General features: G+C 59.5%; 25 protein-coding genes and 1 pseudogene. 16 read left to right on the top strand and 10 right to left on the bottom strand.

Features of this window, described 5'->3' with window-relative positions; genetic code table 11:
* The first annotated feature begins 5 nt into the window (after positions 1 to 5).
* The gene (locus GVL61_RS09330) at positions 6 to 2828 is read left to right on the top strand and encodes a conjugal transfer protein TraG N-terminal domain-containing protein (protein ID WP_159979266.1); all 2823 of its coding nucleotides are present in this window, start codon (positions 6 to 8) and stop codon (positions 2826 to 2828) included.
* Here GVL61_RS09330 and GVL61_RS09325 read toward each other — a convergent pair.
* Complete coding sequence (locus GVL61_RS09325; protein WP_159979265.1) at positions 2825 to 3022, bottom strand: hypothetical protein; 198 nt, start codon at positions 3020 to 3022, stop codon at positions 2825 to 2827. The two genes, GVL61_RS09330 and GVL61_RS09325, sit on opposite strands and share 4 nt — an antisense overlap.
* Before the next feature lie 143 nt (positions 3023 to 3165).
* Between GVL61_RS09325 and GVL61_RS09320 the strand changes: the two genes are divergently transcribed.
* A complete protein-coding gene (locus tag GVL61_RS09320) occupies positions 3166 to 3951 on the top strand; it encodes a hypothetical protein (protein WP_159979263.1) in 786 nt (261 codons plus the stop codon).
* On the opposite strand, the gene GVL61_RS09315 is transcribed toward GVL61_RS09320, so the two are convergent.
* The gene (locus GVL61_RS09315; RefSeq protein WP_159979261.1) at positions 3948 to 4634 is read right to left on the bottom strand and encodes a hypothetical protein; all 687 of its coding nucleotides are present in this window, start codon (positions 4632 to 4634) and stop codon (positions 3948 to 3950) included. The two genes, GVL61_RS09320 and GVL61_RS09315, sit on opposite strands and share 4 nt — an antisense overlap.
* A gap of 51 nt (positions 4635 to 4685) precedes the next feature.
* A complete protein-coding gene (locus GVL61_RS09310) occupies positions 4686 to 4886 on the bottom strand; it encodes a hypothetical protein (protein WP_159979259.1) in 201 nt (66 codons plus the stop codon).
* A gap of 287 nt (positions 4887 to 5173) precedes the next feature.
* On the opposite strand from GVL61_RS09310, the gene GVL61_RS09305 reads away from it, so the two are divergent.
* Both GVL61_RS09305 and GVL61_RS09300 read left to right on the top strand, forming a co-directional pair.
* Positions 5174 to 5722, top strand: coding sequence for a sigma factor-like helix-turn-helix DNA-binding protein (locus GVL61_RS09305; RefSeq protein ID WP_159979257.1), 549 nt, complete (start codon positions 5174 to 5176; stop codon positions 5720 to 5722).
* A gap of 64 nt (positions 5723 to 5786) precedes the next feature.
* Positions 5787 to 6275: a hypothetical protein gene (locus GVL61_RS09300; RefSeq protein WP_159979255.1), complete on the top strand. Its 489-nt coding sequence runs from the start codon at positions 5787 to 5789 to the stop codon at positions 6273 to 6275.
* Between the two features lie 9 nt (positions 6276 to 6284).
* Here the strand turns inward: GVL61_RS09300 and GVL61_RS09295 are convergent, their stop codons facing one another.
* The 4 genes and pseudogenes from GVL61_RS09295 to rnk all read right to left on the bottom strand — a co-directional run bounded on the left by GVL61_RS09295 (position 6285) and on the right by rnk (position 8708).
* Positions 6285 to 6863 (bottom strand): UPF0149 family protein, encoded by a 579-nt coding sequence (locus GVL61_RS09295; protein WP_159979253.1) that lies wholly within the window; start codon positions 6861 to 6863, stop codon positions 6285 to 6287.
* Positions 6864 to 7152: 289 nt separating this feature from the next.
* Positions 7153 to 7284 (bottom strand): annotated as a pseudogene (locus GVL61_RS24945) (IS481 family transposase); the annotation flags it as partial.
* 91 nt (positions 7285 to 7375) lie between these two features.
* Entirely contained in the window at positions 7376 to 8014 is a 639-nt protein-coding gene (locus GVL61_RS09285) for a trimeric intracellular cation channel family protein (protein WP_159979251.1), read from the bottom strand.
* 232 nt (positions 8015 to 8246) lie between these two features.
* Positions 8247 to 8708, bottom strand: a complete 462-nt coding sequence (gene rnk / locus GVL61_RS09280) for a nucleoside diphosphate kinase regulator (protein WP_159979249.1) — start codon at positions 8706 to 8708, stop codon at positions 8247 to 8249.
* A gap of 466 nt (positions 8709 to 9174) precedes the next feature.
* On the opposite strand from rnk, the gene GVL61_RS09275 reads away from it, so the two are divergent.
* The 5 genes from GVL61_RS09275 (at position 9175) to GVL61_RS09255 (ending at position 14149) form a co-directional block, all read left to right on the top strand.
* Complete coding sequence (locus GVL61_RS09275) at positions 9175 to 9348, top strand: hypothetical protein (RefSeq protein ID WP_159979247.1); 174 nt, start codon at positions 9175 to 9177, stop codon at positions 9346 to 9348.
* A 199-nt stretch (positions 9349 to 9547) separates the two neighbouring features.
* On the top strand, positions 9548 to 11611 hold the full coding sequence (locus GVL61_RS09270) for an FUSC family protein (RefSeq protein ID WP_159979245.1): 2064 nt from the start codon (positions 9548 to 9550) through the stop codon (positions 11609 to 11611).
* Positions 11608 to 11832: a DUF1656 domain-containing protein gene (locus GVL61_RS09265; protein WP_159979243.1), complete on the top strand. Its 225-nt coding sequence runs from the start codon at positions 11608 to 11610 to the stop codon at positions 11830 to 11832. Before GVL61_RS09270 ends, GVL61_RS09265 begins: the two co-directional genes overlap by 4 nt.
* 2 nt (positions 11833 to 11834) lie before the next feature.
* Entirely contained in the window at positions 11835 to 12734 is a 900-nt protein-coding gene (locus GVL61_RS09260) for an efflux RND transporter periplasmic adaptor subunit (protein ID WP_159979478.1), read from the top strand.
* Positions 12728 to 14149, top strand: coding sequence for an efflux transporter outer membrane subunit (locus GVL61_RS09255; protein WP_159979241.1), 1422 nt, complete (start codon positions 12728 to 12730; stop codon positions 14147 to 14149). The genes GVL61_RS09260 and GVL61_RS09255 overlap by 7 nt, the downstream gene beginning before the upstream one ends.
* Before the next feature lie 437 nt (positions 14150 to 14586).
* Here the strand turns inward: GVL61_RS09255 and GVL61_RS09250 are convergent, their stop codons facing one another.
* Entirely contained in the window at positions 14587 to 15258 is a 672-nt protein-coding gene (locus tag GVL61_RS09250) for a carbonic anhydrase (RefSeq protein ID WP_235037595.1), read from the bottom strand.
* 34 nt (positions 15259 to 15292) lie between these two features.
* Complete coding sequence (locus GVL61_RS09245; protein WP_159979239.1) at positions 15293 to 15553, bottom strand: hypothetical protein; 261 nt, start codon at positions 15551 to 15553, stop codon at positions 15293 to 15295.
* A 206-nt stretch (positions 15554 to 15759) separates the two neighbouring features.
* Between GVL61_RS09245 and GVL61_RS09240 the strand changes: the two genes are divergently transcribed.
* The 3 genes from GVL61_RS09240 (at position 15760) to GVL61_RS09230 (ending at position 18170) form a co-directional block, all read left to right on the top strand.
* Positions 15760 to 16608: a LysR family transcriptional regulator gene (locus GVL61_RS09240; RefSeq protein ID WP_159979237.1), complete on the top strand. Its 849-nt coding sequence runs from the start codon at positions 15760 to 15762 to the stop codon at positions 16606 to 16608.
* The gene (locus tag GVL61_RS09235) at positions 16605 to 17072 is read left to right on the top strand and encodes a DUF6306 domain-containing protein (RefSeq protein WP_159979235.1); all 468 of its coding nucleotides are present in this window, start codon (positions 16605 to 16607) and stop codon (positions 17070 to 17072) included. The genes GVL61_RS09240 and GVL61_RS09235 overlap by 4 nt, the downstream gene beginning before the upstream one ends.
* Before the next feature lie 96 nt (positions 17073 to 17168).
* Positions 17169 to 18170, top strand: coding sequence for a rod shape-determining protein (locus GVL61_RS09230; RefSeq protein ID WP_368667113.1), 1002 nt, complete (start codon positions 17169 to 17171; stop codon positions 18168 to 18170).
* 95 nt (positions 18171 to 18265) lie between these two features.
* On the opposite strand, the gene GVL61_RS09225 is transcribed toward GVL61_RS09230, so the two are convergent.
* Positions 18266 to 20032 (bottom strand): chloride channel protein, encoded by a 1767-nt coding sequence (locus GVL61_RS09225; protein WP_159979472.1) that lies wholly within the window; start codon positions 20030 to 20032, stop codon positions 18266 to 18268.
* 75 nt (positions 20033 to 20107) lie between these two features.
* Here GVL61_RS09225 and GVL61_RS09220 point away from each other — a divergent pair, with 75 nt between their 5' ends.
* The 4 genes from GVL61_RS09220 to GVL61_RS09205 all read left to right on the top strand — a co-directional run bounded on the left by GVL61_RS09220 (position 20108) and on the right by GVL61_RS09205 (position 22612).
* Complete coding sequence (locus GVL61_RS09220; protein WP_159979233.1) at positions 20108 to 20521, top strand: MarR family winged helix-turn-helix transcriptional regulator; 414 nt, start codon at positions 20108 to 20110, stop codon at positions 20519 to 20521.
* A 194-nt stretch (positions 20522 to 20715) separates the two neighbouring features.
* The gene (gene metB / locus GVL61_RS09215) at positions 20716 to 21885 is read left to right on the top strand and encodes a cystathionine gamma-synthase (RefSeq protein WP_159979231.1); all 1170 of its coding nucleotides are present in this window, start codon (positions 20716 to 20718) and stop codon (positions 21883 to 21885) included.
* Between the two features lie 32 nt (positions 21886 to 21917).
* Entirely contained in the window at positions 21918 to 22160 is a 243-nt protein-coding gene (locus tag GVL61_RS09210) for a hypothetical protein (RefSeq protein ID WP_159979229.1), read from the top strand.
* Positions 22161 to 22333: 173 nt separating this feature from the next.
* Positions 22334 to 22612, top strand: coding sequence for a hypothetical protein (locus GVL61_RS09205; protein ID WP_159979227.1), 279 nt, complete (start codon positions 22334 to 22336; stop codon positions 22610 to 22612).
* The last annotated feature ends 3 nt before the right edge of the window (positions 22613 to 22615 follow it).

The raw sequence follows: 22615 nt of genomic DNA, 5'->3' as shown, positions 1-22615 counted from the left end.
TTGCCATGCTTGAGGTCTTCACGATCGGCGGCGGTGAGTACATCGTCAACGTCCTGAACGCTGTTGCATCCTGGACCGGGGGAGGGGGCTTCCGCTCGCTGATCCAGGTCACGATGGTGATGGGTCTGGCCTACGTGCTGCTGGTGGTGGCGTTCAGCCTCAACTGGAAAGCCTGGCTCAACTGGTTCCTCTCAGCCACGCTGATGTATGGGGTGCTGATCGTGCCCACGACCGAGGTGAAGGTCACGGACCGGATCAACCCCGGGCTCGCGCCGGCCGTCGTTCCCAATGTACCGATTGGCCTGGCAGCGATCGCCTCGTTCACGAGCCAGATCGGGGACTGGCTGACCCAGCAGGCCGAGACCGTCTTCGTGATGCCCGACGCGCTCGAGTATCGCACGAATGGCATCATTTACGGCTCGCGGCTCTACGACAAGACGCGGGACTTCAAGTTCCGCGATCCGCGCGTCCGGACGAACCTCACCGAGTATTTCAAGCAGTGCCTCTTCTACGATTTCCTGCTCGGCCAGAAAAACCCGAACGACGTCATGAACTCGAACGACATCCTCGCCGATATGGGCCCCGGCTCGCCGGCGCGGGCGATGTCGTACTGGAACGATGACGGTTCGACCGAAATCCGCACCTGTGCAGCATCCTATACCGCTCTTGCCGGCGCTGCGGGCATTCCGGCCAAGACCGATGAGGAGATCGGCAAGATTGCGCCCAGCTTCTTCCCGAACCTGACGCAGGCCGCCGCCAAGGCGAAGCTGGAGGCAGACCTTCCCGCGGTGGCAGCGCAGTTCCACGGTAGCACGCAGAATGCCGGACAGATCTTCCAGCAGCGCGCATTGACGGACGCTTTCCTTGAAGCCCGCGCGAACCTGTCCTCGGCCGATGGCGATACCTTCGCGATGATGCGCGCCGAGACCCAGGCCAAGAATACTTACACCTCGATCTCGCAGCAGGCGATGACCTGGGTGCCGCTGCTCAACATCGTGCTGGTTGTGGTGTTCTACGCCATGTTCCCGGTGATCTTCCCGCTCTTCCTCATGCCTCAGACTGGCGTGGGAGCGCTGAAGGGCTACCTGACCGGGTTCTTCTATCTCGCCGCCTGGGGGCCGCTTTACGCGGTGCTGCATATGTTCATCATGGGCCGGGAGGAGTCCGCCATGGCCGCGACCGCGCCCGGCGGCATCACCATGTCAACGATCGAAGGCATCGATGCCGTCAACGCCGACACGGCGACGATCGCCGGCTTCTTGATGATGTCGATCCCATTCCTTGCAGGAGGCCTCGCCAAGGGCGCGATGACGATTTCGAGCCAGGCTACCTCGATGCTGGCGCCGGCGCAGTCGGCGGCCGAGGCGGCGGCGATCGAGCGCACAACGGGCAACTACTCCTACGGTAACCAGAGCTACCAGAACCTCACCGGCAACGTGGTCCAGCGCGACCAGTGGAACACAGCGCCGGCATACACTGGCGGCTTCGGGCGTTCGACGTTCGTCAACGACAATGGCACGCAGTCGGCACAGACGGCTGATGGGACGACAGTCTATGACAGTCGGCCAGGTATCAGCAGCCTAGGCTTCACGCCGAGCGTGTCCCGCTCGACCATGGCTGAGGTCAGCCAGGCCGCGTCCGAGCTTGAGACGCGGCGTACCTCACTCACGAACTCAAGGTCGGAGCGCGTGGCTGCGCTGGAGCGTGCGGGCTTTAGCTCGAGCGACGGCTTCCGTACTTCCAGCGGTTCTGAGGGTTCCTCGGGGCATGGCAACACTGCAAGCCGGGGCGAAAGTCATAATAAGTCTCAGGGCTCGGGCGACCAGACTGGTTCTGGCCGAGATATCGCGCAAGGAACGGATTCTAGCCGTTCCTCGCAAGAGCAATATAAAGCCGGCACCGGCACTCAATGGAGTGCTAATGCCAACCTCAGTCCGTCTGGCCGAGGTGGCAAAGGCGGCAGCGGTAAGGGAGGCGGCGCTTCGCCGCTCACGGGAGGTTTCTCCGGAAGCATCAGTAAAGATGCCTGGGATGGAGTTGTGTTTTCCGACACGTCAAATCAGTCACGAAGCGACCGCTCGAATATAAACTCCAGCGAAACCAGCAAAGAAGGCGAGGATTATAGCAAGGACTTCCGCCTGAACGAAGAGGGCTACTCCCGTAGCGGCAACTTCTCCCGGAACGAGGGCTATTCGGAAAGCCGCTCATTCCGCGATAAGACGGTCGAAGAAATCCGCTCGATTGATCGACAACTGGCCGAGATTGAGGAGGCATCCCGGTCGCTTGGGACAACCTGGACTATGCGCGAGGGCGGCGGCGTCCAAGTCAGTCAGGACCTTTCACAGATCGTTGCGAGTCAGTATCAGGAATACGCCAACAGCGCCGAGTTCCGGGCGCTTGGCGCTCCTTCGCTTCAGGCTCAGGATCTCAGCCCGACCCAGATGCGCGCGCGTGACATGATCGTTGATCGTATTGCCAAGGACTATGTCGATCACATCATGGAGCCAGTCCGCGATGAGCTCGTACCCCCTACTGAGCTACGCGGATCGGTCCAAGGGCCCAGCGACTTCAGCGAAGCCGATCTCCGCGGTAGCCTAGGCGCGGGCGGTGGCCGCCGCGGCGGCGGTGGTGGAGGTGACAGCGGCTTTGCAGAGTTTCAGGCCGAGGTGGCTGGAGCGATCAACGAGGGGCGCGCGTCGATCGAAAGCAGGCGAGCCGCATCTGAGGCAAATCGGGGTGGTGCTGTGCAGGGCGCGGCAGACTTAAACCAAGATGCCAATGAACGTACGAATCGTACTTGGTTCCAGGATAAAGACCGTGGGCGTTAACCCACGGTCCCGTATAGCATCACAAAGAGAAAAACGCCGGCTCCAAAGAGGAACACGAGCAAGTTAAGTGGCGTGGGGTGAACGTCGGTCTGCTCAAGGAGTGCATCATTTGCTTCCTCGTAGTGTCGACGCCGGTCTTCATCGAATTGCATGCCAAGCGCATTACCGCCGGGGCTTCCGTCATAAGGCAACATGGCAAAGCTCCTTTCCTCAAAAATATCATGGCTTGCGCTCAAAATCCAGCGCGAGCCATGATGTTTGGGGAAAGGTTTGTTAAGGATGCTTGCGGCTAGAAGCGGTCGGTGACTACGCATTGTCATCAGTCATAGAGGCTCGGATGCCGCAGATCGCACAGCTCAGTTTTTACCTCGATCTTCGCCGGCGGCTTCTCGCTCATGAGTTCTCGGCCGACGAGCGGCTCGTCACCAAGACGTTCACCGATGCGACGGGGCTAACGCATTCTGCTACGATCGGCGTGCTCAACGCGCTATCGACCGACGGTTATCTCAACAAGCACAAGCGCAGCTACACGCCTGCGGTGTGGTGCTCGGACAATATGCTGGAATGCACCGACAGGCTTGAGGTCTTCGTCGAGATCTGCGCGGCCCGGGTGATTATCGAGCAAGGTCCGCGCCTGAAGAAGCTTCACCGGCTTGCCGGTGTCATGGCGAGCACCGGTCCAGAGGATGAGGCTTTCTTCCTCAAGGCGATTGAATGGCTGGCGGCATTGTTTGAGGCAGGAGAGCGCCGCACGATTTCTGAGGTCGCTCACAAGCTGATTCCGCAGGCATACTACCGGGTTCTATGGCTCCTGGTCACCTCGAGCTCGTCTTTGCGCAACGTGGTGCGCAAAGTGGCTGCCCAGAACGTCAAGGCGCTGGAGGGTGACCTGCCGGGTATTCGAGATAGCCAAGCCATGATCTTCCAGAACGTTCGCCGCGCCCTGGAGACCGGCATCTCCTCGAACCCGTCGCTTCGCTTCGATCGCGCGCAGCTCGATGGCCGTGTCGAAATCCGGGAAGCCGATGTTCGTGGACGGGTGCTCGCTATGTCGCATCCGGTCTACCCCTTGTTCCTGCCTGCAGACAGAAGCCCTGGGAACGCGGTCCCGTTGACGGTTTAGCCGCAAAGCGGGACAGCTAGTTTCTCGGCCCCCGCTGGCATCGAACGCAGGTATGTCGCGGCTCGGGCAGCCGACACCCCGTCGCCTTTCTTAAGAGCCTCAACCATACCGCCAATCATGTCGCTGATATGCATGGCCGCCCCTGTGTCCTGAGCCATGGACCAGGCATAGGCCGTGCTGGCGTTTGCATATGCGGCGTACTCTCGGAACAGCGGCGGCGCGTTGACGGTGGCGACCAGCACCAGGAATAGACGCTGTACGGCCAAGCACACCTCGAGCAGTTCGTCGTTATGTGCGTGTTGTTCAATGACGCCGGCGAGGCGTTGCAGTGCCGGCAAGACCGGCGTCATGTCGAGGTAGCGGCACCGGAGAGCAACATTGGCTTCGATCATCGAGAGGATGTCGAGAGTGCGCGCCCTATCGTGAGGATCGAGGTTGGCCCAGGAAAATTGGGTGAGATTGCTTTGAATGAAGCCTGCGCTGCGGAGCGCCGCGAAATGGGCTGCCGCCTCCTCAGCGGTCTCGTCCAGTAGCCTCGCGAGAAGGGCCGGGGTGATGCCGGTGCCGAAGACGTCGCCCTGCGCGATCCGCAATCTCAGGGCCTCAAGCTTCGCATCATCGCTCGTGCGAAGCTCCTTGGCCGCTTCGCTGTAGAGAGTCTGGATGTCGTCGACGATCTGCATGCCCTTTGCGTATCACAGGGCGCGCCATACGGAAGAGAGGTCCTCGAATTATCAGTCGTCGGGGGCCTGAAGCTCACGGGCGTGTTCGATGATAGGGCCTAGCCTGAAAGCGAGGGGTTCAAGCGGATCCGAGGCAAGCACCCTGTCGCATACAAGCTCGAGCTCATCGATCGCCAGGCCTTCCACGCTCTGGGTCAATTCGAAATGGTTGTTGGCATCTAGCAGGATTTGAAGATCTTGAAATTGGACCATTTGCGCTCTCCATGCGCTCACAACCAGGGTCTGTGTTTGACGCTGGATGGCTAGAACTGCCCCGTCCGGGATAGCGTGGTCAATTACGGTCGGTGAGTATGTGGTTCTTCCACATACTGGGAGGCAACATGGGAATTGGCCTTTATGCTTAAGGCTTTGTTAGCCTTGTGAGGGTGATGGCCAGTCTCAACTATCGCCAGTCCGACTTCTCACATCGAAAGGTGCACTTCCTTCCGTTTTCGCGATCTAGGTGCCAAGGAGCTTCGGCGACGTCGAGGCCAGGACCAATGTCGGAAGATAGCGTAGACCAATTTCCGTTGACGACGCCCGAGCAGGCTGCGGAGCTGCTTGCCCAGCTTACGCCCAAGCAAGTCGAAGTTTTCGACCTGCTCACCGAGCATCTGACGTCAAAGAGGATCGCCCGGAGGCTGGGAATTCATCCCAATACGATCGACCAGCGGATATTGAAGGTGCGTGATAGGTGGGGGACTGCCGACCGCAAGGACACCGTCAGGCGGTACACCGAACTTCAGGCCATATGTGGAAAAACCACATATGGATCGGAGGCAGTCGACGGACCAACCAAAGACATGGAACAGGTCGATGATCCTGTCTTGGACGCTGATATGATCCTGACCGCTGCCCCTACAGTGCACATGCTCCATCGCGACCAGGACCCTCCTCCCTCGGCCGAGCGGCCCTTTGGATTACAGGCGCTGGACGTGAAGCTTGGGAAGTTGGGTCGTTTGGGGCTCGTGCTTATTCTTGCGATGTGTGTAGCGGTCACGTTTGCGGCGATGCTGGCGATCTCCGACGCCTTGGGCCGGATGCTTTGATTGTCCAAAAACCGTTGGCGGATCGCCTCGCCGATGTTCGAGGCGTCCACCCACAGGTGTCGTCATGACGTTGAGCGATGTCGCCATTCCGTGGGCCACGTTCATGGCGCTCTCGCTCCTCTTCATTTTATGGAAAGGGGGCGCGCCGGAGCGCCTGGGCGTAGCTTCGATCGTCGCGCTGGGTGTGTTCCAACTGACGGTGGAGATGCTGTTTCCAAGCAAGTTCGTGACAGTGGACGTGTCATCGCTCGGTGCCGATCTCATCGGGTTCCTCGGCTTTGGAGCCCTTGCGCTTCATGCACGACGGATCTGGCCGCTTTGGGCAACATCGTTTCAGCTGCTGTGCCTCGGTGCTCACTTCGCACGATGGGCTTCGATCTCGATTTCGCGCGAGGCTTACGCGGTCGCCAGGGGCGCGCCGACAGCGCTCATTATATTGCTTATGCTCGGAGCTACCATGCTGTGCATTCGCGCGCGGAGACGTGGGCAGGTTGATCGGCCGTGGCAAGACTGGGGAGATATTGCGCGGCAACGCGACGCGCCTTTGGGCTGAAGGAGGGCGTTATGCCCCTAGATCGCCCAACTCGACCTTCCGCTCATAGAGCACCCGCAACAGGCCGGGGATGAACTCCCAAGATCGAGCCTGAAGCATCTCGAGATCCTGCCGCTTCTCGTGCGCTGCGATGTGGGCCTTACCGGCATCACCCATCGGACCGACCGCGTGAGTTCCCAAAAGGCCAAGAAGGGCGCACTCTCGACTGCCAGCAAGGTGGTAATACCACATATCCAAGTCGGGGCCCATTGCCTCGAGGAAGCCCGATGCCCAACCTGCGAGGTCGAACTCGCCGTCCTCAGCCACGTCAAGCGTTGGCACGTAGGTGTTTTGCGCCCCGGTGAGCGAAGAACGCGTTTCGGTCAGTCGGCTCAGAAGTTCACGTCTGGGGCCGGATAGCGCGTCGAGGGCACCATCGTCCCTCCGGTTGGAATGGTCTTCCTGGCCCAGGATCTCAGCGATCCAAACTTCGTCAGCTCTGACCTGCAGGGACACCGCGGCGCCGGCAAGGTAGCCGTCGGCCAGCGAAATATCCGGCCTGTTCTGCGAGTCTTGGCGCTGCCACTCTTGATATGAAATCCACGACATAGCTACATGAGAGCGGTGGCCGGGGCGGCGGTCAAGCCATCGAAGGTGCCTGTGCTCGGATTGCAACCGGCAGCAGCCGTCACGCATTTACTGGAGGCGGGAAAGGTACTATCTTCGATCCATGGCAAGCTTTCTCAGATCGTGCCCCACTGGGTGGTGTAGCCCAGATCAGCCGGTCGGCTATGCGCCCATTGTCGCCATAGAGGGGTTTTGTTGTGCCCCTTGAAAGCGGTCATCCGTTCTGACTGGCCTTTTTTTACCCGGGACGAAAATAGCTGCCTGACGGCAGACGCCACTTTGCCACCGTCTTGAGATTAATCCCCAACTCTCGGCTCAGCGTCGCGAGCGAAGCTTGCGATCGCTGTTTTGCTGCTCGAGCAGCGTGCGTGGTCGTGGCGCTACCGTGACGTACCTGGCCCATAATGTCTCCTTCCATTCCTGCAAAAGGATCGCACCATCAAACAATGGTATCAAACACTTGGCAAGTCATGTCGGACTATTGTGCCATGGAACTACTCCCAGCGATGCTGATAGGAAAAAATGGGTAAGCCCCAACCACGCCAAATGGCAAGAAACCGAAGAGCGAGGCCGACAAAAAAGCTGAAGGCGGTGTTCAAATCCGCGTCGACTCCAAGGCTGCGCAGTCCCAAGTAGAACAGACAAGTCACGAGTGAGACGCTTGCGTAAAGTTCATGGCGGAATACAACCGGCACCTGATTGCACAGCACGTCCCGGAGCACCCCTCCAAATATGCCGGTGATCATGCCTGAAATGACGACCACCGCTAGCGGATAGTTCATCTCAAGTGCAGCGTTGCAACCGATCAAGGAGAAAGCGATCAGCCCCATGGCATCAAGCGCCAGAAATATACGTTTGATATGGTAAATGTATCGTGCAACCACGACGGTCACCAAACCTGCGGTGATCACTAGATAGATGTATTCAGGGTGCTGGGTCCACCCGATTGGGAAACGGCCCAGGATCAGGTCACGAATAGTGCCGCCGCCGAGGGCCGTGACAAAGGCGATAACTGCAACACCGAATATATCCATGTTGCGCCGACCCGCTGCTAGCGCACCAGACATCGCCTCCGCCGTGATGGCGACAAGATAGATGACTGCAAGCAATTCGATTTCACTTGCGAACAACATGGGTGAGCAATCCTCGGCATTGATCAAACTGCGGCAAACTTTCCAAGGTGGAATGCCGGTTTGGCATTTGTAGGGCGGGAACCTGGAGGGATGGCGCTGGATTTGTTAGTGTTCGCGCGTGATTTTTGCGTTAGTTCGCCTTGAAAGCCGGGCTGTGATTCCGGCGGGGTCGTTTGCTCATTTCTGCTCCTGTCACACGGCCATCTTGGCCGCCGTCAGGCAGAAAATCCATTTATCTCACTGTCCAGTTTTGCAAGGCCACCTCTGTGGGCACAGGATCGGGAACTAGGGACGAAACCTGTTTCACCCCGAGAATTGTGAGTTTGCGCTCGTGGCCTTCTCGATCAGGCCAAACGATCGATTGACCTACCCGCAGTCCGATCAAGCCGGCCCCAATCGGTGTCATGATCGAGATACGCCCTTCCGAAATATCAGCGGCCCGAGGATAAACCAGCTCGACCATGCGCGTTGTTCCATTGGCCTGGTCGAGGAATTCGACGTGGGCGTGCATCGTGACGATGTCCCTTCCGATGTCGTCCGCGGAGTGAGTCGAGGCTCGCCCAATCTCCTCGAGAAGCAATCGGCTCACTTGAGGCAGCCGGCTTTGGGCTTCCAGTGCGAGCGCTGTGAGCGCATCGGCTTCGGTATCGATCATATGAATCGCGGGGCGCCTAGGCGCGTTGATTCTCGTCATGTTGAAGATTCCCGGTGTAAACAGCGTGCATCCGACTGAACGCGACGCGTGATGGTAGCTGCCCCGGTGTTCAGGGCATGCTGCACCGGAACCCGGGGCTACAGGCCCGAGAGAAGACGCCCTTCGTGATGGCGAAATCGGAAGAAGATGCGACTGGTCTGCATTCGGACATCATGTCGGTTGCGGGAAGACAAGTCAAATCCTCCAAGGCTTGGCCCCGAACCCGGGATCGCCGGTTTGGCCGATGCTCGGGCATGATCCCTTTTGCAGTCAGCCTCCAAAAACATTCATTTGCCGAACGAGGCCGGTTGTCCCAACGTCGCTGCAGGCCGTCGTAATGAATATAGGATCAATGGCTGCCCCGGACGGGAGAGGATGCCGGATGAGAGGGCAGCGATCGAGATCACCAAGTGAGGCTTCCTTTTCGTGGAGTCGAGCTGCTTGGACGGTCATTATGGCGGCCGTAATGCTTGGCATGTACGCTTTACGTGAACGTCGGATCATCACTGATGAACAGCTGATGATTGTAATTTTACTAACCGTTATTATTGCCGCATTCGTGTTTTATAAGCAGGATGAGCACCCGCCAGCAACGAGTAGAGAAGGTGGACAGGATGAAGATTTCGATTGTCGATCCTAATACTCTGGGTCGTTAGCTGTAGTCCGAACGGTGGGAAAGTCGGATTGTCAGTGAACAAAATTCTTGCGGTTAGGCATTAATATTTTGATTTATGGAATCGCTCTAAACATCATTAGGCGCAGCAGCGAAACCCAAGGGGAAAACTGACCACGATCGATGGCGAGCGTGACGGATCCCGGTTCTGCCACGGTTGCCAGCAATGACGACGCTAGTGGGCCGATCGCGCCTGCCATTCTCTGCACCATACATCGATCCGCAAAAGCTGCTCTTTTCGTTGAGCAGCCTGATCGCTGCGGCTGTGACCTTGGCGATCGCCTTTTCTGCCAGCCTGCCGAGGCCTTGGTGGGCACTGCTGACGGTTTACGTCACCGCGCAGCCCATGGCGGGAGCGTTTCGCCCAAAGGTGCTCTATCGCCTCGGAGGTATTGCTACTGGTGCCGCCGTTACACTGCTGCTCGTTCCAAACCTCCAGAATTCGCCTGAATTGCTGGTCCTGTGTCTGGCTGCGTGGACGGGCCTGTGCATCTACCTCGCCGTGCTGGACCGAACGCCGCGCGCGTTCCTTTTTCAGATGGCCGCTTTCAGTTCTGCTGTGATCAGCTTTCCGTATCTCGACGATCCGGGAAATGTGTTTGAAACCACCGTTGCACGCGTTCAGGAGATGACCGTCGCAATCCTTTGCGTCACCGCCGTCCACGCGGTGCTGCAGCCATGGAGCGCGACGCCGGTCATACGCGAACGAGCGCGGTCGTTCCTCGGCCATGCACATCGCTGGGCCGCAGAAGCGCTATCTAGCCAACACACGAAGCTGGAGAACGAGCATCGCCGAATATTGGCGGCCGATGTAACCGAATTGGGCATGATCGCTATTCACCTACCTTTCGACCAGCGGTGGGCGCCGGCGACAAAGCGAAGGGTGATGGCTCTCCAGCAGCAGTTGGCCAGTACCCTGCCTTTGGCGTCCGCTGCGGCTAACCGGCTCGACCTTTTGCGCGCGGATGATCAGCTATCACCTGAACTGAGCCAACTGCTGGAAGACGTGTCGGCCTGGTTAGCCCGCGGGCAGGGCCGGTTTGTTGACGCGGCGCCACTGATCAGACGATGCCAGGTCCTGGCGCAAGTGGCCGAGAAAGACCGTGGGTGGAACAACCTGCTCACGGCAAGCGCCTGCTTGCGCATGGCTGAATTTTTGTCAGCCCTCTTGGCAAGCTGGCGTCTCGCCGATCGCATCGGCACACCCGGACGGCCCGGCGCGAAAATATTGATTGGCACGCCATTCGCCCTTGCACGTGATCACGGTGTCGCTGCGCTTGCAGGTCTCGCGACCGCTACAGCGATCATGATTTATTGCGCGGTCTGGATTCTGCTGGCCTGGCCGAACGGATCCGCAACGGCGGCCTTTGCTGCGCTCATTACGTGCTCGTTTGCCGCCCAGGACGATCCCGCTCCGGTGATTGGCCGATATCTGATCGCCACGCTCAAGACCTTTCCGCTGGCCGCTCTTTATCTGTTCGTCATCCTGCCAAGGGTCGACGGATATGAAATGCTTATCCTCACACTAGCGCCGGCGCTGCTATGGATGGGCTACATCCAGGCGGACCCCAGACGTTCGCCTGAGGCGTTGCCCATGTTCTCCTGTTTCATCGTCGCAATGGGTTTTCTGGCCCGGTTCCAAGCCGATTTTGCCTTGTTTATCAACACTGGGCTGGCACAGGTCGGCGGCATCATAACGACGCTTGCAGTCACGAAGTTGTTTCGCTCGGTCAATGTCCTGTGGACGGCGCGGCGGATCCTGCGAGCTAACTGGGGAGAGCTGGCACAGTTGGCAGATATTCGGCGTCCCTTCAAATATGAGCGGTGGACCGCCGCCGCCCTGGACCGTTTGGGCCAGGTCGCAGCGCGCATGGCGATCGCGGGACCAGCGGACGATCTCCATGCCGCTGATGGGCTCGCTGACCTGCGGATAGGGCGTAATATCATACCGCTGCGCCGCGCGCTCTCTCATGTTCCACACGACGTGCGTCACCACATTGGAACGGTGCTTGCCGGCCTTACGAGCTTCTATGGACATCAATGGCAAAGCGGGCGAGCGCAAGTCCCTCCGTTGCCGTTGCTTATCGCGATTGATGAAGCCCTGCGGGACCTGCTCGGCTTGAACAATACGACGGATGAATTCCTCGCTGCGGCCGTGCGAGCCTTGGTGGGCATGCGCTGCAATCTGTTTCCGGGTGCGGCCGCGCTGACGACAGGCGTATCTCGATGATTGAGGAAATCCACCTCTTTGGAATCTATATGCCGGCAGCGCTCGCTTGGGGCGTGGTATCGATCGTCCTCGTCTATCTACTGCGAGAGCCTCTCCAGAGGTTCCCGATTTACCGGCTTCTCTGGCATCCCAGCTTGCTGGAAGTCGCTCTCTTCGTCTTGCTGTGGTGGGGGCTAAGTTTCCTCGCCGACACTTTCCTCCATTCATGGCTAGCTGCTTGATCATGCTGCACCGACAAAACATCACCCGTTCGCTTGCGACACTCATCGTGCTTCTCGTCATCTTGGGCGGCATTTACGCCCTTTGGCTGCGATACCAGGTCGAGCCCGTCACCCGCGATGGCAAAGTGCGTGCGGACATGGTTCCGATCGCAGCTGATGTCGGTGGTCTGGTGACGGAGGTGAAAGTCGCTGATAACCAGGCAGTCGCCAGAGGGGATGTCCTCTTCGTGATCGACCGACCGCGCTACCGACTGGCTCTTGAAGAAGCGGAGGCGAATGTCGCCAGTCAGGAGATCGCATTGGCGCAGGCGAGCCGGGAAGACCGGCGCAATCACGCCATGACCGAGGTAATTGCCGGGGAACAGATCGAGCAGGGCAGGGCGCGCGTGGATGAATTGCGCGCAAAGATGGGTCAGGCGATTGCCGCGCGCAATCTCGCGCGCTTCAATCTCGAGCGTACACTGGTTCGCGCCCCTGTTGCCGGGGTGGTCTCTAACGTATCATTACAGCCTGGGGTTTACCTGACAGCCGGTAAACCCGCGCTCGCACTTGTTTACAGCAAATCCATGCGCGTGGAGGGGTATTTCGAGGAAACCAAGCTGCCTGCGATCCGGGTTGGCGATCCCGCGAGCATTTACCTGATGGGTGTCGCCGACGAGATCCAGGGGCACGTCCAAAGCATCGCCGGCGGCGTGGAAGATCGTGAGCGGATGGGCGCTGATGGGCAACTCGCCAACGTGAATCCGTCCTTCACTTGGGTCCGGCTCGCACAGCGCATTCCCGTGCGCATATCAGTCGACAAGATTCCGCCGCAGGTCCGGATGATCCCGGGCCAGACCGCAACCGTGGTTGTCCATCCGCGGACAGACGGCCGTAGCATCCATCGGAGCCTACCGTGGTAAAGTCGGGTCTTGCCATCGGTCTTCTGGGGTTTCTGGGCGGCTGCGCAGCTGTCGGACCTGATTACCATGTCCCGGACGTAGCCTTAGTTCAGGCGCCGAGCGCCCAGGACAATTTCATATCCGCGACCGAGGTGACAAGCGCGGAGCCGCTGCCCGACCATTGGTGGAAACTCTACAACGATCCCGTGCTCGACGCTCTCGTTATCCAGGCGCTGGAAGCCAACACTGAATTGCGCGTAGCGGAAGCGAACCTCGAGCGAGCCGCGGCGCTTCTGGACGCGCGCGGCGCGGGCCGCGAACTGCAAGGAACCCTCAACGCTGAAACCAGCTACGCTCAAAGATCTGCCGAGGCGGAGCTACAGCATGTGCAGCCGCCGCTGCGACAAGCCTATAACGTCGGGATTGCGGTCAGTTATGATCTGGACCTCTTTGGCGGACTCAGACGAGGGATCGAAGCGGCAGCCGCCGACACGGAAGCCGCCACGGCGGCGCGTGATTTGGTAAGGGTCAACGTTGCTGCGGAAACCACGAGAGCATACGCCGATCTGTGCAACAGCGGCTTTCAAATCGAGGTGTTGGCGCGCTCAATCGCCTTGCAGGAAAAGGGCATTCGTCTGACGGGCACCCTTATCAAACATGGACGCGCAGCATCCTATGAACTGGACCGACGGCGGGGCCTGTTTGCAGGTAGCCAGGCGCGCCTGCCCCGCCTGACCGCGCAGCACCGAAACGCATTGTTCCGGATCGCAGCTTTGCAAGGGCGTACGCCTCGGGAGGCTGATGAAACACTGCTGGCCTGTCAACGGCCGCTCGAACTGACGCGGGCCGTTCCTGTTGGTAATGGTCAGACCCTCCTTCGGCGGCGGCCGGACATTCGCAGGAGCGAACGCAAACTCGCAGCGTCGACGGCGCGGATCGGAGTCGAAACTGCAGCGCTCTATCCCGATATCAGGCTGGGCGCGTCCGCCGGTTCGACCGGAGCGACGGACGATCTGCTGTCACCGCTCACCAATCGGTTCGGCATCGGTCCGCTGATCAGTTGGTCTGTCAATCGCCACGCCGCGCGTGCACGTATTGAGGCGGCGCAAGCCCAAACGCGCGCCGATCTTGCGAACTTCGACGGTACGGTTGTCCGGGCTCTGCGCGAAGTGGAGTCGGCTCTTACGTCTTATGCGGCGGGGATTGAACAGCAGGAAAGCCTCGATCGCGCACGGGAAGATGCAGCTCTGGTTTCCAGGCGTACCGCGCAGCTTCGTCGCGGCGGCAAGATTGCCGAACTGCCTGCCCTCGAAGCAGAACGTGATCTTGTCGCTGCCGAGCAGGCCGCCGCCGCTGGGAAAGCCGCCATGAACGATGACCAGATCACATTATTTCTCGCACTGGGAGGCGGATGGACACCCTCGTTCGAATCGTAAGGGGCGCAAGCCCCTCGCAGGTTCGAGCGTTCCTCCGAGACCATCTATGCCACGTGACGCGGCGCTTCACTTGTCACCAAGCCCGTTCAAGCCTAGCATGCAGACCGGCGATGCAGATTGCAATGGCCTCAATCGCATGTACCCCAAGCCATTCTCGGGTTGCACCGCAAACGCACGTGTCAACGCCGCGGACCTCCAGCCAGAAACCTGTGGGAACCAGCGTAGAAGCGGCAAATCGAGATGAGGAATATCGTAGAGCGCGGGCCGGCGCTCCATTATCCTGTCGCCATACACCGGCTTCAATAACTGTCAGATCGGCAAGGGCCGGAAACACCGCCAGAGCAATTTGCGCATCCAGAAGACGGGAGGGCAGACGCGCCAACCTGCAGGCGGTGATCGCTGCAGCAAGTATGGCGCCCTCCGCCTCCATGGACTGCTTATTTGTCGATTCTTGAAACCGGAGAGATGCCGAGATGGGGGTTTTCGATCGGATCGCAGACCGTCTGCAACAGACCGTCAGCGATCGAATACACCCACCCGTGTAGCGTCAGTGGGGCCTGACGCTTCCAGGCTGCGCGCACAACCGGATTTATACTGAGCGCGTGGATTTGGGCAGCGACATTGTATTCGCACAATTTGTTCGCGCTCGGCCTCGCGGACTCTTGGTGGGTGATGAGTGTGCGGTTGAGCTGCCGAATGGGAGCGAGCCACTGCCCGATTGCATCCGAGGTCTCCTCAGCCATGGCCGCTCGTATGCCGCCGCAACCATAATGCCCGACTACCATGATATGCTCGACGCGCAGGACATCGACGGCGAATTGCAGTGTCGCAGCAAAGCTCGGGTCACTAGCGTGTGCCAGATTAGCCACATTACGATGTACGAACATTTCTCCCGGGTCGAGGTCGACGATCTCTGTCGCGGGAACCCGGCTATCCGAACACCCTATCCAAAAATAACGAGGCTTCTGTTGATCCACGAGCCGGCTGAAGAAGCCGGGATCTAAGGCAGTTTTCCGGTCAGCCCACGCACGGTTACGCACGAACATGGATGCTAGGCCGCCGGCCCTTTGCTCAAGAGTTGGACTTGCGTCTGTCTGGTCACTGTGCATCGCCCGTGCCTATTCCTTAAGGCCATTGTGCTTCTCACCGCTCACGGCGAGCTCCAGAAACTGTGACGATCGCTGGTGACATGGCATACTGCGGATCCTTGGGGGAAGTGCCACCCTTTGGGGATTGGCCGGGAGTCTCCAGATCGATGAGCACTATCTCGATGGTCATCGCGACGAAGGCGCCGACTGCCGTCCCAACGACGACAAACGTCAGGCCTTCATACAGGCCTTCGGCGATACCCCCTCGGATGCGAAGAAAGACAACGACTGACGCGAGGGCGATCGTAGCGACCATGAGCCAGGCGACGAGGAGCAGGCGCCAACCTCGTGACGGTCCTCCTGACTTCGGAAAATAGGGATTTCTCACGACTTTCTACCCCGTGATTGAATGGCCGATCGGCTGCGCGGGATCGATTACGATGGTTGCGATCATATTCTCGACTGGGTACGACATATGAAGCAAATGAATATTATTGCTCGTTGAGCCCAAGGATATTGCGGATGGATATCGGCATCGCACGAACTTTTCTGGAGGTAGTAAAAACCGGGAGTTTTGTGGGCGCCGCCAGCAAGCTCAACCTCACGCAGACGGCTGTGAGCGCTCGTATCCGTGTCCTCGAAGAGCAGCTCGACAGACCAGTGTTCATTCGGAACAAGGCCGGGGCCAGGCTTACCCCCGCTGGCGAGCAGTTCCTCCGCTTTGCAACTACGCTCGTACAGGTTTGGTCGCGCGCGCAGCGTGCGGTCGCGCTGCCCCCGGGCCGGGAAACGGTCGTCACAGTTGGCGCAGAACTGAGTTTGTGGAATCCGCTCCTGCGCCACTGGCTGCTATGGATGCGCCGCGAATGTTCGGACATCGCCGTCAGCACCCATATCGCAAGTTCCGAACAGCTCATGGAACAGGTTCAGGATGGGACGCTTGATGCGGCGGTCCTCTATGCCGCTCCCAGTCGGCCGGGCGTGATCGCCGAGCTTCTGTTCGAGGAGAAACTCGTACTCGTCCGAACGACCCCTGTCAGCGATCCCCTCTCTGCTGAAGACCATGTCCAAATCGATTGGGGAGATGACTTTGCGGCGAGCTATCAGGCGGCATTTCCCGATCAACCAAAGGCCGTCGTCTCCATCAGCTATGGCCCGCTTGCTCTTGAATATATCCTCGCGACAGGTGGCAGCGGGTATTTTCGAAAGGGGTTCATTCGCCCTTATCTGGATGAGGGCCGTCTTACGCTCGTGCCGGGAAGCCCGGAATTCTCCTATTCTGCCTACGTAGCCCATTCCACCAAGGCTGATGCCGGGGCGATGGACCGCGTTCGCAAAGGCCTGCATGCGGCAGCAGCGATCGCCACATGACCAATGATCTTTCTTCACCGACCTGCTTCGCGGCGGACGGAGACGACGTCTACATGGGCTACGCGGCGCCGGACGAACTTTTGACTGCTCTCACGGAGCTTCGCAAACTGAAGTGCGTAGGGAGGCGACTGGCTTCGGCCGTGGCAGAATCTGTGGATGACCCTAAACTGGCACAACTTGTCGCTATTCACAGCGAGGAAGATGCCCATTGGGTTGTTGTCCTTTCCCGCCACATTCAAAGGCTCGGCGGCTCGGCTGATTTCTTGGAGAGCAAATCCCTGAAGCCAGACGATCTATCCAAGCGCGCGATAGACATCCATTGGCTTCGATCCAGGCTCGTGGTTCGTCTCGAGGCGTTGGTGCCTCGAGTACGGGACGACGCGCTACACGCGGATCTCGTTGAAATGGCCTTGAAAGATCGGGCCAGCATTGCCCGCGCGGAAAAATGTCTTCGCCGCACGTAGCTGCTGAGCGAAACGAGAATTATCCCTCGTAATGGCGGGTATGCGATCGCGGGCCAGAGTCAAGCGATAGAAGACAGGCGGATGTCCGGATGCTAGATGCTGCAGATGATGTCTCTTATATCCCGCAGGCGCTCCGAGCTGGCTATCGATTTCGGGACGTCGAACCTTCGCCTCATCCGGCGCGACGAAGGCATTGTCTTCGATGAACCGTCGCTCTGCTGCTTTTCCGACCTCGATCGAGTGCCGATCCTGACGGCTGCGGGAACGGCGGCATGGGCCATGATCGATCGAACGCCGCGTCAGCTCGATGTCCGGCGTCCACTGCGCAGAGGGGTCCTTCAAGACATCCGAACGGCAACGCACCTATTGATATACGCGATCGACAGGGCGGGCAGCCGCCAGAGGCTGGCCGCCACCCGTGCGGTCATCGGCGTGCCGGCCGATGCTACGCAGGCCGAGCGGCAGGCACTGTTGACAATGGCCGGCGACGTCGGGCTGCGCTCAGCGCGCCTTGTCTCCGAGCCGTTTGTGGCCGCCCTCGGCGCTGAGCTCCCTGTCGATGCCCCGTGTGCATCGATGATTGTCGAATGCGGGGCGGGCACAACAGAGGTCGCAGTGATTTCGCTGGGTGGGATCTGCATTACCCGGTCGGTCCGCATTGGGGGGGCGTCACTCGATCAGGGTATCACCGACCACCTCCACCTTCGGCATAAATTCCTGATCGGGCAGCAAAGCGCTGAGCAGCTCAAGAAGGATTACGTTCGCGGAAAACTCGGCCAGCCAACGCCGATCCAGATCCGCGGTAGAAGCCTCGCTACCGGCCTTCCGGCTGTCCTGGAGATATCTTCCCGGGATCTAGACAACGTTGTTGAAAAGCACGTGGCCCAGATTACCGACGTTATACGAGATGTGCTCAATGCAACCTCTCCTGAGCTAAGCCGAGACATCCACACCCACGGGATCGTGCTAACCGGCGGCGGGGCTCTCATGGCCGCGCTGCGGGAACTTATAGAGCACGACACAGGTCTGCCTACTCGCGTGGCCAATGATCCTACGCGCTGTGTGGCCCATGGACTGCACCGTATATTAAGCCATTAAAGCCCTGCTGCATGTGCTCATGAAGCGCCCGGTGTTGACGCGGGGCGCTTCATAGCGACGTGGAGCCATCCGGATGGCCGGCGGCGGGATAGTATTTAAGGCTGCGGCGAAAAACGTGAGCGGCCCGTCTCGGCTAGCCGGGAGGTGCCCCGGGCCTTCAGGAGGTCCTGGCGCGAAAGGATGCCTACGACGCGGGAGCTGCCGCGTTCGACTATGGGTATCCGACCGATCCCGGATTCGATGATAAGGTCTGCGACAACTCCGGATGGTGTATCGGGATAGGCAACGGGCTGCGCGGCATCTGAGATCGCCTCCGCCAGAGATACGTCCGCGGCGCTGTGATCCACTTGCCAGCGCAGGGCGTCGGTGCGGGAAACCAGACCCACCAAGCGATGTCCGGCATCGACGACCGGATAGCTGCGATGTCCCGCATTGGCAGTAAAGAAAGCCAGGGCCTCCGCCGTCGTCATCGTATCTGCCAGGGTTTCGGGGTCTTTGGTCATAAGCTGTGCGGCTTGAAGCACGTCGAGGGGATCGACCGTATATTCCTGAAGGATGTGCCGCCCACGGCGGGCGATTTTTTCAGTGAGGATTGATCTGCGCATCAGCAGGACGCTGACGGCATAGGCGCCCGCTGATGCCGCGATGGCACAGGGAAGGGCGTCGAAATGGCCTGTAAGTTCGGCGGCGAACAGCGCTCCGGTTAGCGGCGCGCGCATGGCGCCGCTCATAATGCCGGCCATGCCGATCATGGCCCAGAACCCGGCATTGCCAGGAAGAACCTGGCCGAGCAGAAAGCCCGCCGCGCCGCCCATTATCAAAAGCGGGGCCAGCACGCCCCCCGAGGTCCCCGATCCAAGCGCAATCAACCAAACCGCCGCCTTGACGACAAGCAGGGCGGCTACAACCTTGAGCGTGAGGCCTCCATTAAGAAGGGCTTCGATGCTCGCATATCCTGCGCCGAGGACATGAGCATCAATAAGCCCGCCGATGCCCACGGCCACGGCACCGATGGCGGGCCACCACATCCAGTGGACCGGAAGTTTATGAAACAGGTCCTCGATTTTGTAGAGCGAGGTCGAGAGCAGCATCGCCTCGAGCCCGACAACGACGCCGATGCCGGCGGAAGCCAGTAATTCCCAACCCGCGCCGGTAGCCGTAGCGGTCATCGGGAACATCGGGCCAGACCCAAGGAGGAGCGGTCGCCAGGCGAAGGAAACCATCGCGGCAACGACTACGGGCACGAAGCTGCGGGGCTTCCATTCGAACAGGAGCACCTCGATCGCCAGAAGGATAGCGGCCAGCGGTGTGCCGAATATCGCCGTCATACCGGCAGCAGCGCCGGCGACCAGTAGGGTTTTGCGCTCGGCGGCGCTCAGGTGAAAGCACTGAGCGAACAGCGAGCCGATGGCACCACCCGTCATGATGATCGGACCCTCGGCCCCAAAGGGTCCGCCACTCCCAATCGAAACTGCCGACGAGAGCGGCTTGAGGAGAGCCACCTTCAGCGATAGGCGGCTTTCGCCAAAGAGGATCGTTTCAATGGCTTCAGGAATGCCGTGACCGCGGATTTTTTTTGAACCGAAGCGCGCCATCAAACCAACGATGAGGCTGCCGATGACAGGGATCGCGATGACCAGGAGTCCGACCGATGCATCGGTAATGAGAGCATCGCCTGCGGAGATACGGCCAAACCAGAAAAGATTGGTCGCGACGGCAATCAACTTCACGAGCACCCAGGCCCCCACGGCACCGCCGGTGCCGACGACAATGGCCATCAGGGCAAGCAGAGGCATGCGCAAATCAACGCTGTGATCCCCGAGTTGATGACTTTCGACAGCGCGGATGGGTGTAAATGACATAAACGAAAAGCGTCCGGTTGCGTGAGATCCGCCGCCAATATATCGTAATACGATCTTATTCAATGGAGAGTTGAAGTGACGGTAAAAGGCAGATCACCGGACGAATCGGATTATGCCGCACTATCTGATTTTCGGCACACGATCCGCCGCTTCCAGGCCTTCAGCGAAGCCCACGCGCGTGAAGTCGGTCTAACCCCGCAGCAGCATCAGGCGCTCTTGACCATCCGTGCAGCCTCAGAGGGGGAAGCGACCGTCGGGTACGTCGCGGGTAGGCTGATACTCAAGCAGCACAGCGCGACTGGGCTACTAGATCGCCTGGAAGCATTGGGGCTGGTGACCCGCGAAACGGCTCAGGAGGATCGGCGCCGGTCATTGTTGCGCCTGACCGAGAAAGCGTACGGGCTTCTAGCAGATCTGTCGGCCGCGCATCTCGATGAAATCCAGCGATTACGACCGCTGCTATCCGACATCCTTTCAAAATTTAGCTGAAGACCTTCGGCTTTTTAAGCCCAGAAAGTTTGCGTTAAATAGGCAATAAAACTAATTTGTGTTTTGGATAATCTTGGTGGAGCGTGTCCTTAAGTGAGCTGAAAGTTCCCGGTAGCCGGCGCCGTTCCGCGATCGGCACGCAGGCGCGAAGCGGCGAAAGGCTCAACGAACGATACACTAGAGGGCATCATTTAATGCGCGAGCCGAACATCGACGTCATCCATCCGCAGACCAGCGCGGCCGCCTTCGGCGTGGCTGGCGACACGGCCTACGGCGCCGTAGCGCCGCCGCTCTATCTTTCGAGCACCTATGAATTTGAAGGATACGATAAGCCCCGGCGATATGACTATGGACGGGCGGGAAACCCCACGCGCGATCTTCTCGCTGATGCGCTCGCCACACTCGAAGGGGGCGCTGGAGCCGTCATCACCTCGAGCGGAATGGCGGCGCTCGACCTTCTCATCGGTCGTTTGCGCGCGGACGATCTCGTGATTGCACCTCACGACTGTTACGGCGGGACGATGCGCCTACTTAAAGCACGGGCCGATCGCGGCCATTGTTCCGTGCTCTTCGTTGATCAGTCTGATGAGGCTCAGGTCGCGCAGGGATTGTCTCGCAGCCCATCGCTGGTCCTCATTGAAACTCCGAGTAACCCGCTCCTGCGGATCGTCGATATCGCCGCTTTGGCAGCCAAGGCGCACGATGCTGGAGCGGCGGTCGCGGTCGATAACACCTTTCTCACTCCCGCCATCCAGAAGCCCATCATGCTGGGCGCGGATTATGTGATCCATTCGACGACAAAATTTCTGAACGGTCACTCCGATGTGATCGGCGGTGCTGTGATCGCCGCCGAACCGGCGCGGGCAGATGAGCTGCGCCATTGGGCGACCGTCGTTGGCAGCGCCGGCGCTCCTTTCGATTCCTGGCTGACCATGCGCGGACTACGGACCCTGTTCGCACGCATGCCATTGCATCAGGCTAACGCCATGGCAGTCGCTCAGTACCTGAACGCCCATCCGGCTGTCTCTGCGGTCTATTACCCGGGATTGGTCTCTCATCCGGGGCACGACATCGCCTCAAGTCAGCAGGCAGGCTTCGGCGCAATGGTGAGTTTCGAGCTTGCTGGAGGGGTGGCGGCTGTCCGGCAGTTCGTGGCCAATGTACGATACTTCACGCTCGCAGAATCCCTGGGCGGGGTGGAGAGCCTTGTGGCTCACCCCGCAACGATGACCCATGCCGACATGGGCGAGGAAGCACGCACGGCGGCGGGGATCGGCGAGGGCCTGCTTCGCCTGTCGGTAGGCATCGAGGCGGAAGCAAACCTCCTTGCTGGCCTTGGGACGGGACTGGCCGCATGCATGTAAGGGGCCCGTTGCTCGGAGAAAGGTAAGCAGATATGCCTGGTTACGTATTGGCAGCCGACGCGTTCGGCTTGATCCTTGCAGTCGTGGGCTTCACCATGGCATTTCGCCAGACATTCGTTCGCCGGTTACTCGGACGCCCCGACCGGCCAGCGGCCCGTTTGGACGGAGCCGAAGATGGCGATCCGTTGACTTATGTCCTGCGGATAGCCGGTGTCATGATCATGGTTTTCGGGGTCGTCCTTGGCGGGATGTTCACTCTCTTTCAACTCGCCTGAGTCGTTCGCAATGCGAGGGCAGCGGGCTTCGCATGCCAAGCTGAAGCTGGTCAGAAACATCTAATCCCTTGCCATGCCGAGGCCGAAAGTCCTTGCTTATCTCGTAATGCGATATATATTGAAGGGGTTCGAGGAAAGAGGTCCAACAAAGACCTGACGGACAGGAGAGTGCCATGGCTATGCTCGAGATGCTCGGTCAAGCGGTGTGGGACGTTTTCGGCAGTATGGTCGCCGTCGCCGTTCTTTGTTACGCGGCTTGGAACGCGTTCAAAGTTGTTCATCATCCAGAATTCGCTGCACCGGTTTTATTGGGGGCTGTCGGGCTTGTCGTGGCCACCAGCATGACCTCGCAATTCACCAAGATGATGATTGTGTACTTGATGCTGGCTGCGTTTGTGCTTTGGCCTGCGGGACGGGCTTGGCATAAGTATCAAGAAAAGCGCAGACATTGACGG

This window comes from Novosphingobium sp. 18050, assembly GCF_902706195.1.
Lineage (GTDB): Bacteria > Pseudomonadota > Alphaproteobacteria > Sphingomonadales > Sphingomonadaceae > Novosphingobium.
Note: the sequence above shows the minus strand (reverse complement) of the source record. Positions and strands in the feature narration are given on the sequence as shown.